This window comes from Stenotrophomonas sp. 05L413, from assembly GCF_056397945.1.
Map to the genome: position 1 here is coordinate 110,426 of NZ_JBFTOL010000003.1, position 11,734 is coordinate 122,159.

The 11,734-nt window shown below is 67.5% G+C and carries 13 protein-coding genes and 1 tRNA gene; 12 read left to right on the top strand and 2 right to left on the bottom strand.

Translation table 11 applies throughout. The annotated features are described in order from the left end of the window. The first annotated feature begins 14 nt into the window (after window positions 1-14). The 9 genes from AC1DIQ_RS07145 to AC1DIQ_RS07185 all read left to right on the top strand — a co-directional run bounded on the left by AC1DIQ_RS07145 (window position 15) and on the right by AC1DIQ_RS07185 (window position 7,050). Complete coding sequence (locus AC1DIQ_RS07145) at window positions 15-179, top strand: hypothetical protein (RefSeq protein ID WP_183073613.1); 165 nt, start codon at window positions 15-17, stop codon at window positions 177-179. A 147-nt stretch (window positions 180-326) separates the two neighbouring features. Beyond that, window positions 327-403 (top strand) — tRNA-Arg (locus AC1DIQ_RS07150). A 185-nt stretch (window positions 404-588) separates the two neighbouring features. Next, window positions 589-2,121, top strand: coding sequence for an L-piperidine-6-carboxylate dehydrogenase (gene amaB, locus AC1DIQ_RS07155; RefSeq protein ID WP_478049740.1), 1,533 nt, complete (start codon window positions 589-591; stop codon window positions 2,119-2,121). Continuing rightward, entirely contained in the window at window positions 2,121-2,906 is a 786-nt protein-coding gene (locus tag AC1DIQ_RS07160; protein WP_282258916.1) for an SDR family NAD(P)-dependent oxidoreductase, read from the top strand. Before amaB ends, AC1DIQ_RS07160 begins: the two co-directional genes overlap by 1 nt. A 50-nt stretch (window positions 2,907-2,956) precedes the next feature. Then, window positions 2,957-3,241, top strand: coding sequence for a DUF4190 domain-containing protein (locus AC1DIQ_RS07165; protein WP_121036624.1), 285 nt, complete (start codon window positions 2,957-2,959; stop codon window positions 3,239-3,241). A gap of 7 nt (window positions 3,242-3,248) precedes the next feature. Continuing rightward, entirely contained in the window at window positions 3,249-4,019 is a 771-nt protein-coding gene (locus AC1DIQ_RS07170; protein ID WP_121036623.1) for a class I SAM-dependent methyltransferase, read from the top strand. 9 nt (window positions 4,020-4,028) lie between these two features. After that, the gene (locus AC1DIQ_RS07175) at window positions 4,029-5,084 is read left to right on the top strand and encodes a quinone-dependent dihydroorotate dehydrogenase (RefSeq protein WP_478049741.1); all 1,056 of its coding nucleotides are present in this window, start codon (window positions 4,029-4,031) and stop codon (window positions 5,082-5,084) included. Continuing rightward, window positions 5,081-6,130: a UDP-N-acetylmuramate dehydrogenase gene (gene murB / locus AC1DIQ_RS07180; protein WP_478049742.1), complete on the top strand. Its 1,050-nt coding sequence runs from the start codon at window positions 5,081-5,083 to the stop codon at window positions 6,128-6,130. The genes AC1DIQ_RS07175 and murB overlap by 4 nt, the downstream gene beginning before the upstream one ends. A 32-nt stretch (window positions 6,131-6,162) precedes the next feature. Further along, a complete protein-coding gene (locus AC1DIQ_RS07185; RefSeq protein ID WP_478049906.1) occupies window positions 6,163-7,050 on the top strand; it encodes a DMT family transporter in 888 nt (295 codons plus the stop codon). 112 nt (window positions 7,051-7,162) lie between these two features. Here AC1DIQ_RS07185 and AC1DIQ_RS07190 read toward each other — a convergent pair whose 3' ends face one another. Both AC1DIQ_RS07190 and AC1DIQ_RS07195 read right to left on the bottom strand, forming a co-directional pair. After that, window positions 7,163-8,191, bottom strand: a complete 1,029-nt coding sequence (locus tag AC1DIQ_RS07190) for a phosphotransferase enzyme family protein (protein WP_478049743.1) — start codon at window positions 8,189-8,191, stop codon at window positions 7,163-7,165. Between the two features lie 167 nt (window positions 8,192-8,358). Continuing rightward, a complete protein-coding gene (locus tag AC1DIQ_RS07195; protein ID WP_121036620.1) occupies window positions 8,359-9,264 on the bottom strand; it encodes a LysR family transcriptional regulator in 906 nt (301 codons plus the stop codon). A 113-nt stretch (window positions 9,265-9,377) separates the two neighbouring features. On the opposite strand from AC1DIQ_RS07195, the gene AC1DIQ_RS07200 reads away from it, so the two are divergent. From AC1DIQ_RS07200 to AC1DIQ_RS07210, 3 genes are read left to right on the top strand one after another with little or no spacing between them, the layout of a single operon-like run. Further along, window positions 9,378-10,115 carry an SDR family oxidoreductase gene (locus AC1DIQ_RS07200; protein ID WP_478049744.1) on the top strand — a complete coding sequence of 246 codons (738 nt, stop codon included), beginning with the start codon at window positions 9,378-9,380 and terminating at the stop codon, window positions 10,113-10,115. Window positions 10,116-10,125: 10 nt separating this feature from the next. Beyond that, window positions 10,126-10,656: a hypothetical protein gene (locus AC1DIQ_RS07205; RefSeq protein ID WP_220668885.1), complete on the top strand. Its 531-nt coding sequence runs from the start codon at window positions 10,126-10,128 to the stop codon at window positions 10,654-10,656. Between the two features lie 44 nt (window positions 10,657-10,700). Beyond that, complete coding sequence (locus tag AC1DIQ_RS07210) at window positions 10,701-11,594, top strand: SDR family oxidoreductase (protein WP_121036618.1); 894 nt, start codon at window positions 10,701-10,703, stop codon at window positions 11,592-11,594. Window positions 11,595-11,734 lie beyond the last annotated feature (140 nt).

Consider the following 11,734-nt stretch of genomic DNA (forward strand, 5'->3'; position numbering starts at 1 on the left):
AACGAGGAGATGTCATGACCACTGCACCGCGAGCACCGGCTACCAAAGAAGATGACCAGCAGAAAAGCCACACGCCGGACACGCTGAGGAACGATGACGCCCGCTGGAAGGACAAGGACATGCCGGAGGCGGAACACACTGCCAGACCCCAGGATTACGAGCGCCCAAAAGCACCGTAGCCGGCGTACCCTCCGCTGGCGCAGACCGCTGCGGCCACCGGAGGATGAGAACCCCCAACGCCCGCCTCGTCTGAGCGGGAAACACGCGTGTGGATGCACGCCCGGCTGCAGGGGGGCCTGTTTGCCTGTATCCTTGCAGGCCGTTTTGGCCCCGTAGCTCAGCTGGATAGAGCGTCCCCCTCCTAAGGGGAAGGTCGCCCGTTCGAATCGGGCCGGGGTCACCAGCATCGGATGCTTTGGCGCCATCGCCGGCCGCGCGGGTTCCTGCCGCCATGGGCGTCTGCCGATCCTTGCGCTGCACCGCCAGATGAGGCATCGCCCCCCTCTGTTACCATTCGGGGTTCAGCTTGCCGCCCCCCCACCCTGCCAGCGGCCAGCGCCTTACAAACGCAACGCAACAGGAGTTTGCATGTCCTCTGACCTGCTCAAGGCCCTCGGCCTCGACGCGACCAACGCTGGCACCTACCTTGGCAACGGCGAGTGGTCCTCGGCCACCGATGCCGGTGTGATCACCCCGGTGAACCCGACCACCGGCGAAGCCATCGCCCAGGTCTACGCGACCACCGACGCCGACTACGAAACCATCGTGGCCCGCGCCGAGGAAGCCTTCAAGGTCTGGCGCACCACCCCGGCCCCGCGCCGTGGCGAAGCCGTGCGCCTGTGTGGCGAAGCCCTGCGCGCCAACAAGGATGCCTTGGGCTCGCTGGTCGCGCTGGAGATGGGCAAGAGCAAGCCCGAGGGCGATGGCGAAGTGCAGGAGATGATCGACATCGCCGATTTCGCCGTGGGCCAGAGTCGCATGCTCTATGGCTACACGATGCATTCCGAGCGCCCGGGCCACCGCATGTACGAGCAGTACCAGCCGCTCGGCCTGGTCGGCATCATCAGTGCGTTCAACTTCCCGGTCGCGGTGTGGGCCTGGAACTCGTTCCTGGCCACGATCTGCGGCGACATCTGCCTGTGGAAGCCGTCCAACAAGACGCCGCTGACCGCGATCGCCTCCATGCGCATCTGCAATGAAGCGCTGCGTGACGGTGGGTTCCCGGACTTGTTCTTCCTGATCAACGATGCCGGCACCGAACTGTCGCAGAAGATGGTGGCCGACAAGCGCGTGCCGCTGATCAGCTTCACCGGCTCCACCCAGGTCGGCCGCCAGGTCGCCGAAAAGGTCGCCCACCGCCTGGGCCGCTGCCTGCTTGAGCTGGGCGGCAACAACGCGATCATTCTGGATGAAACCGCTGATCTGAAGCTGGCGATCCCGGGCATCGTGTTCGGCGCCGTCGGTACCGCCGGCCAGCGCTGCACCACCACGCGCCGCCTGATCGTGCACGAATCCATCCATGACGACGTGCTGGCCACGCTGATCAAGGCGTACAAGCAGGTGGAAGGCAAGATCGGCGATCCGACCGACCCGGCCAACCTGATGGGCCCGCTCAACAGCGACGGCGCCGTGCAGCAGTTCCTGGCCTCGATCGAGAAGGCCAAGGCCAGCGGCGGCACCGTGCAGACCGGTGGCACCCGCCTCGACCGCGCCGGCAACTTCGTGCTGCCGGCCATCGTGACAGGCCTGAAGAACAGCGATGAGGTCGTCCAGCACGAGACCTTCGCCCCGATCCTGTACGTGATGAAGTACAGCACGCTGGACGAAGCGATCGACATGCAGAACGGCGTGCCGCAGGGCCTGTCGTCCTCGATCTTCACCACCAACCTGAAGACCGCCGAGCGCTTCCTGTCGGCAGCCGGTTCGGATTGCGGCATCGCCAACATCAACATCGGCACCTCCGGTGCGGAGATCGGCGGTGCGTTCGGTGGCGAGAAGGACACCGGCGGTGGCCGTGAGTCCGGCTCGGATGCCTGGAAGGTCTATATGCGCCGCCAGACCAACACCATCAACTACTCCGATTCGCTGCCGCTGGCCCAGGGCATCAAGTTCGACCTGTGATGGACCCCGCGCCCCACCTGCCCGCCGGCCCACGCCTGGAGTTCACCGGGCGCCGGGTGCTGATTGCCGGTGGCAGCAAGGGCATCGGGCGCGCGATGGCGCTGGCGTTTGCATCGGCAGGCGCCCGCGTTTCGGTCTGCGCACGCGGTGAGGCCGGTCTGGCCGCGCTGCGTGCGGATGCCGGCGCGCTCGGCCTGGCCGTGCATACGGCCACGGCCGACCTCTCCCAGCTGGGCGACATCGGCCGCTGGCTGGCCGATGCTGCTCAGGCCTTGGGCGGCGTCGACGTGCTGGTCAACAACGCGACCGGCTACGGCATGACCGACGATGAGGCGGGCTGGGAAGCCAGCTTGAACGTCGACCTGATGGCGGCCGTGCGTGCCTCGCGGCTGGCCCTGCCTTGGCTGCAGCAGTCCAGTGATGCCTGCATTCTCAACCTGGCCTCGATCGCTGCCCAGCAGCCGCGCCCGGGTGGCGCGCCGTATGCGGCGGCCAAGGCCGCGCTGATGCACTACACCACTTCGCAGGCCCTGGCCCTGGCGCCACAGCGGATCCGCGTGAACGCCATCGCCCCCGGCTCGATCGAGTTCGAGGATGGGCTGTGGGCGCGTCGGCGCGAGCAGGACCCGGAGCTGTATCGAAACACCCTGGCGAAGATCCCGTTTGGCCGCTTCGGCGAGCCGGCGGCCATCGCCAACGCCGCGCTGTTCCTGTGCTCGCCGCTGGCGGGCTGGATCACCGGGCATACCTTGAATGTGGATGGTGGCCAGGTCCTGATGGGATAAACCCGCCGCTGGCCCTATCATCGAACCACCCCACCGCGACCAGGACCTGCATGAGCCTTCCGCCCCGACAAACCAGTGCCATGGCCGTGGTCAGCCTGATCATGGGCATCCTCGGCTGGACCGCCCTGCCCTTCATCGGCAGCATCGCGGCGATCATCACCGGCCACCTGGCCCGCGCCGAGATCCGGCGCCGCCCGCTGGAGCTGGAAGGCGACGGCATGGCCTTGGCCGGCCTGATCCTGGGCTGGATCATCGTGATCGGCAGCCTGCTCGCGCTGGTGGTGGTGCTGTTGTTCTTCGGCGGACTGGCCTGGTTTGCCGCTACCCAATCGTGAGGTGCACATGAGCCGCTCGGATTCGACCGAACGCTTCAGCAGTCGGGTTGCCGACTACGTCCGCTACCGTCCCGACTATCCTCCGGCGTTGCTGGACTGGCTGCACCAGGACATCGGTGTTCCCACCGAGACCCTGGTCGCCGATATCGGCGCCGGCACCGGCATTTCCACCCGGCTGTTCCTGGCCGCTGGCCACCCGGTCATCGCAGTGGAGCCGAATGCGGCGATGCGCGACGCCGCCGAGCAACTGCTGGCGCCGGATTATCTGCGCCTGAAGGTGGCCGACGGCACCGCCGAAGCGACCGGCCTGGCCGACAACAGCGTGGGTCTGGTCGCCGCAGCGCAGGCCTTCCACTGGTTCGATACCACTGCAGTGCGCCGCGAATGGGCGCGCATCCTGCAGCCCGAAGGCATGGCGCTGGTGTTCTGGAATTCGCGCCTGCTCGATGCCTCCCCGTTCCTGATCGGCTATGAGCAATTGCTGCTCGAGTTCGGCACCGACTACACCGAGGTGGCCGAGCGCTACCAGGACGATGACACCATGCGTGCGTGGTTCGGCGAGGGCCTGCGCGGCATGGCCCGGCTGCCAAACGTGCAGCGCATGGACCTGGATGGCCTGCGTGGCCGCCTGCTGTCCTCCTCGTATGCACCGCAGGCCGGTCACCCGCGCCACGCGCCGATGCTGGCCGCGCTGCAACAGCTGTTCGACGCCCATGCGGTGGACGGCCAGATCGCTTTTGAATACCAAACCCGTGCCTTTGTCGGCACGCTGGACTGATTGAACGCCATGTACTCGTTTGCCCGCCCCTTCCTGTTCGCCCTTGATGCAGAACGCGCCCACGGCCTTGGCCTGAGCGCGCTGGACCTGGCCTATCGCACCGGCACCACGCCGCTGATGGGCCGCCGCATCGACCCGCTGCCGACCAACGCGTTCGGAGTGAGTTTCCCGAATCCGGTGGGCCTGGCCGCCGGCCTGGACAAGAACGGCGAGCACATCGATGCGCTGCTGGCCCTGGGCTTCGGCTTCGTGGAGATCGGCACGATCACCCCGCGCCCGCAGGCGGGCAACCCGAAGCCGCGCCTGTTCCGGCTGCCGGAGCACCAGGCCATCATCAACCGCATGGGCTTCAACAACCTGGGCGTGGATGCGCTGGTTCGCAATGTCGAGCGCGCCAAGCGCCGCACCGGTCTGCTGGGCATCAACATCGGCAAGAACAAGGACACCCCCAACGAGCAGGCGTTCGACGATTATCAGCACTGCCTGCAGAAGGTGTATCCGCTGGCCGACTACATCACCGTCAACATCTCTTCGCCGAACACGGCCGGCCTGCGCGAGCTGCAGGAAGAGACCGCGCTGCGCCAGCTGATCTCGCAGCTGCGCGACAGCCAGGAAAGCCTGGCGGCCAACCATGGCAAGCGCGTACCGATGCTGGTCAAGGTCGCCCCGGATCTGAGCGACCGCGATATCGACGCCGCCGCGCGCGTGCTCGGCGAACTCAAGGTGGACGGCGTGATCGCCACCAACACCACCATCGACCGTAGTGCGGTGGCCGGTGACCCGCGTGCGAACGAAGCCGGCGGCCTGTCCGGTGCGCCGCTGCTGGGCCAGTCGACCCTGGTGCTGCGCCGCCTGCGTGCGCGCCTGCCCGAGTCGATGCCGCTGATCGGCGTGGGCGGCATTCAATCCGGCGCGGATGCGGTCGCCAAAATGGCGGCCGGCGCCGCGCTGGTGCAATGCTACAGCGGCCTGATCTTCCGTGGTCCGGAACTGGTGCACGAGTGCGTGGAAGCGATCCGCCGCCGCAGAGAGGCGCCCAGCCGCGGCGCGGTGGCACCGCTGTGAACGACGCCATGACTGCCTGGGCCATCACTGAAAACGCCTCGCTGAAGGCGCTCAACACGTTCCACGTCGACGCCACCGCTGCGCAGCTGCTGGAGGTGTTCGATCCTTCCGTGCTGCCGGAGGTACTTGCCATCCCGCGCGTCGCCGAACAACCGCTGCTGGTGCTGGGCAGCGGCAGCAATGTATTGATCGCCGACAACGTGGAAGGCACCGTACTGGTGTTCGCCAACCGCGGCATCGAGATTCTGGAGCACCGCGCCGACCACACCATCGTGCGCGCCGGTGCCGGCGTGAACTGGCATGGGCTGGTCATGTGGTCGTTGCAGAACGGGCTGTCCGGGCTGGAGAACCTGGCCTTGATCCCGGGCACCGCCGGCGCCTCGCCGATCCAGAACATCGGCGCCTATGGCGCGCAGGTCGGCGAGTTCATCCAGGCCGTGGATGCCTGGGACCGACACGAAAACGACTGGGTGCGCCTTGATGCGGAAGGCTGCCAGTTCGCTTACCGCGACAGCATCTTCAAGCACGACCCGGACCGTTACCTGATCACCGCGATCGAACTGCGTCTGCCGCTGCTGCATGGCCTGCGCCTGGGCTATGCCGGGATCGCCGAGGAAATGGAGGCGATGGGCGTGGAACTGCCGGTGGCCGCCGATGTGGCCAACGCGGTGATCAACATCCGCCGCCGCAAGCTGCCCGATCCGGACGTGCTCGGCAATGCGGGCAGCTTCTTCAAGAACCCGATCCTGCCGCTGGAACAGGTGGAGGTGCTGCTGCAGCACTTCCCCGAGCTGCCGGTGTTCCCGGCCGACGACGACAGCCGCCGCAAGATTTCCGCCGCCTGGATGATCGAGAGCTGCGGCTGGAAGGGCTACCGCGATGGCGATGCCGGCGTGGCGCCGAGCCATGCACTGGTGCTGGTCAACCATGGCCAGGCCACCGGTGAAGAACTGCTCGCACTGGCGCGGCGGATCTCCGCCTCGGTCGTGGAGAAGTTCGGCGTGCCGATCGAACCGGAGCCCAGGCTGATCGGCGCACAGTGGTGAACCCCGCCCCCGCGTTACCGGTGGCCACGCCGCTGCGGGCCGCCCTGCTGATGCTCGGCAGTACCTTGGCCTTTGGCCTGATGGCGATTGCGATCCGCTACGCCACCCGCTACGTGCCGACCCAGGAAGTGGCGTTCTTCCGCAACGCCTTCGGCCTGCTGGCGCTGCTGCCGATGCTGATCCGCCCGGGCAGCGCACCGCTGAAGACCCAGCAGCTGCCGCGCTACTTCCTGCGCAGTGCGATCGGGCTGGCCTCGATGCTGTGCGCGTTCTGGGCGATCGGGCACCTGCCGATCTCCCAGGCGATCTCGCTCTCCTACTCCACGCCGCTGTTCGTCACCATCGCCGCGGTGCTGTGGCTGGGGGAGACCGTGCGCATGCGCCGCTGGGCGGCGGTGATCATCGGCTTCATCGGCGTGCTGATCATCGTGCGCCCGGGCTCGACCACCTTCACCCCCGGCACCCTGGTGGCCGTGGGCGCCGCGGTACTGAGCTCGCTGGTGGCGATCCAGATCAAGCAGCTCACCCGCGTGGACAGCGCCGATACGGTGGTGTTCTACACCTATGTGTTCTGGGTGCCGCTGTCGCTGGTACCGGCACTGTTCGTGTGGGTCTGGCCGACCGGCCTGGCGTGGGTCTGGCTGGTCGCGACCGGCGTACTCGGTACGCTGGGCCAGCTGCTGTGGACCCGTGCGCTGCGCCTGGGCGAGGTCTCCGCGCTGACCCCGATCAGCTTCATGCAGCTGCCGCTGGTGARCCTGCTGGGCTGGCTGCTGTTCAACGAAACGCTGGACCGCTGGACCGTGATCGGCGCCGGCATCATCCTCGGCGCGAATGCCTACATCGCCCACCGCGAAGCGGTACTGGCACGCCGGGCGAAGTCGCAGGCAGTCACGGCGGCCGCCAAGCCGGGGGAATAGACCCGCGCATGGGGTGATGCGCGGGAGCGATAGAAGGTCGGCTCGGTCAGCACGCGACGGGTGCGGTCAGATCCGCGGCAGCCTGCGTACGGACATTCGCTGGGCTGCAGCCTCAGCCCTGCGCGGCCTGCCACGCACGGGTCGCACAATCGGCCACGTTGCCGGGCGCGAACTGCTCGGCCATGTAGCGCAGCGCCTGGCGTCGCTGTGCAGGTGGGCGCGCGGTGGCGCCGGGCTCGAGCAGCAGATCATGGAACTCCTGCAGGTCCTGCAGGATCCGCCAGTGGCGGTGGTAGGCAACCCGCAGCGGATCCACCGTGACCGGCCCGTAGCCTTCCGCGAATCCCGGCGGCTGCTCGCGCCCCCAACGACCACCGATGCCGGCGCCGACGAACATCAGATCGCGTTCGCGCGGCGCCAGCACCATCTCGTCCCAGTCGATCAGATAGACACCGTCCTCCGGCCCGACCAGCACATTGCCCGCGTGCAGATCAGCGTGGCACAGCACGCGGGAAGTGCGTCCCTCACCGATACGCGCACGCAGCTCGCGGCAGCGCTGCCAGATCGCCTCGATACGCTGGCGGTGGCGGCACCACAGCGCCAGGTACTCCTCACCCAGTGCATCGCGCACCGGTATCCGTGCGTCGGCCCGCTGCAGCCACGCGCCCACCCGCTCCACGGCGGTGTCGTCGTCGAAGCCAGGGCAACGCAGGCGATCGGACAGCTCGGCCGGAAGCGGCACGTCGTGGACCTGGCGCAGGACGCGCCCGAGCCGCTGCCAATGCGCACGCGAGAGCGCTTCCTCGAAACCGGAGAACGCGTCGACATACGGGAACAGGGTCCACTGCAAACCCGCCCAGCTCGCTGCCGCCGCCCCATCGCGCGTGGGCAGCGGTGCGATCACTTCGCGCAGGCCGACGCGGTCGCGCAGGTGGTGCAGCACCTCCCACACGACCGGGTCCACGGCATAGCGGCGGCACTTGAGCCACCAGCCCGCGCCGTCCGGGCCCGCCACCTGGTACACCGTCGCGCCTGCATCCGCACCACCGGCGCGCTGCAGCACCGTCGTGGCATGCACGCCGAACACCTCACCCAGCACCTGGCTGATCTGCGCCGCGGACAACTCTTGTGGATGGAGCATCAATCCAACGCGCGTAATGGATATATCTCGACTATCGCAGACCGGTCCCGTACCGCCCAGCGCAGTGCATCACGAAAGCGACAACGCGTGACAGGGCGTTGTCGCCTCCTCCGACCGATGCTGGCTGCGCGAATAGTTCGCGGCGGCGGTGGCATGACGATCTGCTGTCAGGGGGATGCTGCGGTGCCCGCAGCGCGTTCGAACAACGCGGCCAGCCATTGCGCGAACACCCGCACGCGGGCGGACAGTTGCCGGTTCTGCGGATACAGCACGGACACCGGCATCGGCGGTGGCGGGTGATCCGCGAGCACGATGCGCAGCTGATCCTCGGCAAGCGCCTGCGCAATGCGATAGCGCGGCACCTGGATCAAGCCCAGCCCCGAGAGCGCCGCGCCGGTGTACAGGTCAGCGCCCGTCACCGAGATGCGCGACTGCAGCTGCCGCTCCACCACGTCGCCATCAAGCAGGAAATCCAAGCCGGCCGAGTGCGCGCCGCCGGGGCCGTAATCAACCGCGTAGTGCTGCGCGAGATCGTCCAGGCGGGTCGGCACACCCTCGCGCGCCAGATACGCGGGGCTGGCCACGGTGACCTGCTCCAGCAGCGCGACCTGCCGGCCGATCAACGACGAATCCTGCAGAACGCCCGCGCGCAGCACGCAGTCCACGCCCTCGCGGACCAAGTCCACCAAGCGGTCGTCCTCGCCCACGTGCAGGGTGATGCCGGGATAGCGTGCAAGGAATTCGCCCATGGCCGGCATCACCACGTACCGGGCCAGCGTGCCCTGCAGATTGACCCGCAGCAGCCCCTTGGGCGGGGCATCGCGGAAGGCGCTTTCGGTTTCTTCCAGATCGGTCAGCAACCGCACGCAGCGATGGTAGTAAGCCTCGCCGTCATGGGTCATGCGCACCTGACGAGTGGTCCGTTCCAGCAGGCGCACGCCGATGCGCTGCTCCAGCCGCTTGATCAGGTTGGTCACCGTGGCGCGCGGAATCTGCAGATCCTCGGCCGCCAGGGTGAAGCTCTGGCGTTCGGCGATCCGGACGAACACCTGCATCTCCTGGAAGCGGTCCATGACCCACCCATTGTTAAAGCAATTGGAATTGTGATCGCAACTTTAGCAGGATTATCCCTGCCGCCGAATGATCCATCCTTCCTTCCGTGCCCACCACTGAAGGAAGCCCCACCATGTCCACCTCCTCCCGCGTCGCCCTGATCACCGGCGCCTCCCGCGGCATAGGCGCCGCCATCGCCCGGCGCCTGGCTGCCGATGGCTTCGCCGTCGCCCTCAACTACGCCTTCAACACCGCCGAGGCCGATGCGCTCGTCGCCGAGTTGACCCGCGGCGGTGCGTCCGCCATCGCGATCCAGGCCGATGTCTCCCAGGCCGATCAGGTCGGCGCGATGTTCACCACGGTTGAACAGCAGCTGGGCCGCATCGATGTGCTGGTCAACAACGCCGGCATCCTCAAGACCGCCCCGCTGGCGCAGACCAGCGACGCGCTGTATCTGCAGAACTTCGCGATCAACACCCAGGGCGTGTTCAACACCCTGCGCGAAGCGGCAACGCGCCTCAACGACGGCGGCCGCATCATCAATCTGTCCAGCACCACGCTGGCCCTGAATCTGCCGGGCTATGCGATCTACAACGGCACCAAGGCCGCGGTGGAAGCGTTCACCCACGTGTTCGCCAAGGAGCTGCGCGGCCGCGCGATCACCGTCAACGCGGTGGCCCCGGGCCCGGTCGCGACCGCACTGTTCCTCGACGGCAAGACCGAAGAGCAGATCAACACCTTCGCGCGGATGCCGCCGTTGGAACGCCTCGGCCAGCCGGACGATATCGCCGGCGTGGTTGCCTTCCTCGCCGGGCCGGACGGCGGCTGGGTCAATGGCCAGATCCTGCGCGCCAACGGCGGCGTGGCCTGAGGTCGCCCGGATGTCGCCCCGCCACCTGGCCGTGCTGCTGCCCCTGCTCTGCGCGACCGTCATGACGGCGTCGTGCGAAGCGCGCACGCCCTCGCCACACCCCGCCATGAAGCCGTCCATCACCTATCTGCACCTGCTTCGCAACACCCCGTTCTTCACCGCGTTGACCACCGCGCAGCTGCGCCACGTGATCGACCATTCGCGGGAATGGGAGGTGAGCGCCGGCGCCCCCATCCTCGGCAACGTTACCGCCGAGGGCCGCGATGACGTCTGGGTATTGCTGGATGGCGGCTGGGAACTGCATTACCGCGGCCAGGTACTGCGCAGCGGACATGCCGATGCCGGCAAATGGTTCAGCGCTGCGTCGCTCGGCCCGGAGGCGTTCGAACTGGTCGCCAACGACCACAGCTACGTCATGCAGATTCCCGCGCAGGACATGGACGCGATGCTGGCCCAGGGCTTCGATTTCACCCCCCACCTGGATGCCGGTCGCGTGCTCTACCGCCGCCTGCGCGACAGCACGCGCCCTCTCACTCCCTAGTTGTCCTTCTCCCTCGCCGCCCCCTTTTCAACCTGGAGATTCCCATGCCGCACACTATCCTTGTCACCGGCGCGTCCTCCGGCTTCGGCCTGATGAGCGCCAAAGCCCTGGCCCAGGCCGGTCACACCGTCTACGCCTCGATGCGCGACATCGGCGGACGCAATGCCGCACGCGTTGCCGAGATCGCCGCGTGGGCCGCCCAGCAGCGCGCCGACCTGCGCACCGTTGAACTGGACGTGCAGTCCGAGGCTTCCAGCAACGCTGCCATTGCACAGGTACTCGCCGAGGCGGGCACGCTCGATGTGATCATCCACAACGCCGGGCACATGGTGTTTGGACCGGCCGAGGCGTTCACGCCTGAGCAACTGATGCAACAGTACGACGTCAACGTGCTGGGTACGCAGCGGGTCAACCGTGCTGCGCTGCCCTTCATGCGCGGGCGCGGCAGGGGTCTGCTGCTGTGGGTCGGATCGTCCTCCACCCGCGGGGGCACACCGCCATTTCTCGCGCCCTACTTCGCTGCGAAGGCCGCGATGGATGCGTTGGCGGTGGCCTACTCAACCGAACTGGCGCGCTGGGGCATCGAGACCACGATCATGGTGCCGGGCGCGTTCACCCAGGGCACCAATCATTTCGCGCATTCGGGCACGCCGGAGGATGCCGACATCGCCGCCGAATACGAGAACGGTCCGTATGCCGGCGTTGCCCAGCAGGCACTGCAGGGCCTGGCCAGCCTGGAGCCGGCCGATGCCGACCCCGAGCAGGTCGCGCGCGAGATCGTGCGTGTGGTCGGCCTGCCGCATGGCAAGCGCCCGTTCCGCGTGCATGTGGATCCGTCGCAGGACGGTGCCGAAGTGGTCAATGGTGTAGCCGACCGGATGCGCACCGAGATGTACAGGACGATCGGCCTTTCCGACCTGCTCTCGCCGCGCGCCTGACATGGCTGTGTGACGCACCATCACGGGCACCTGCGGGTGCCCGTGCCGTTTCAGCCTGGACGACACGCCTGTTCAGTATTGCGACGCGTCATGTAAACGGTTACATCCCCTGCTAGCGTGTCCTCCACCCCGCCGTCGGC

Bases quoted from the DNA above. Each gene is read 5' to 3' on its own strand.
- AC1DIQ_RS07145 (WP_183073613.1), top strand. From the start codon at position 15: ATGACCACTGCACCGCGAGCACCGGCTACCAAAGAAGATGACCAGCAG.
- amaB (WP_478049740.1), top strand. From the start codon at position 589: ATGTCCTCTGACCTGCTCAAGGCCCTCGGCCTCGACGCGACCAACGCT.
- AC1DIQ_RS07160 (WP_282258916.1), top strand. From the start codon at position 2,121: ATGGACCCCGCGCCCCACCTGCCCGCCGGCCCACGCCTGGAGTTCACC.
- AC1DIQ_RS07165 (WP_121036624.1), top strand. From the start codon at position 2,957: ATGAGCCTTCCGCCCCGACAAACCAGTGCCATGGCCGTGGTCAGCCTG.
- AC1DIQ_RS07170 (WP_121036623.1), top strand. From the start codon at position 3,249: ATGAGCCGCTCGGATTCGACCGAACGCTTCAGCAGTCGGGTTGCCGAC.
- AC1DIQ_RS07175 (WP_478049741.1), top strand. From the start codon at position 4,029: ATGTACTCGTTTGCCCGCCCCTTCCTGTTCGCCCTTGATGCAGAACGC.
- AC1DIQ_RS07190 (WP_478049743.1), bottom strand. From the start codon at position 8,191: ATGCTCCATCCACAAGAGTTGTCCGCGGCGCAGATCAGCCAGGTGCTG.
- AC1DIQ_RS07195 (WP_121036620.1), bottom strand. From the start codon at position 9,264: ATGGACCGCTTCCAGGAGATGCAGGTGTTCGTCCGGATCGCCGAACGC.
- AC1DIQ_RS07200 (WP_478049744.1), top strand. From the start codon at position 9,378: ATGTCCACCTCCTCCCGCGTCGCCCTGATCACCGGCGCCTCCCGCGGC.
- AC1DIQ_RS07205 (WP_220668885.1), top strand. From the start codon at position 10,126: ATGTCGCCCCGCCACCTGGCCGTGCTGCTGCCCCTGCTCTGCGCGACC.
- AC1DIQ_RS07210 (WP_121036618.1), top strand. From the start codon at position 10,701: ATGCCGCACACTATCCTTGTCACCGGCGCGTCCTCCGGCTTCGGCCTG.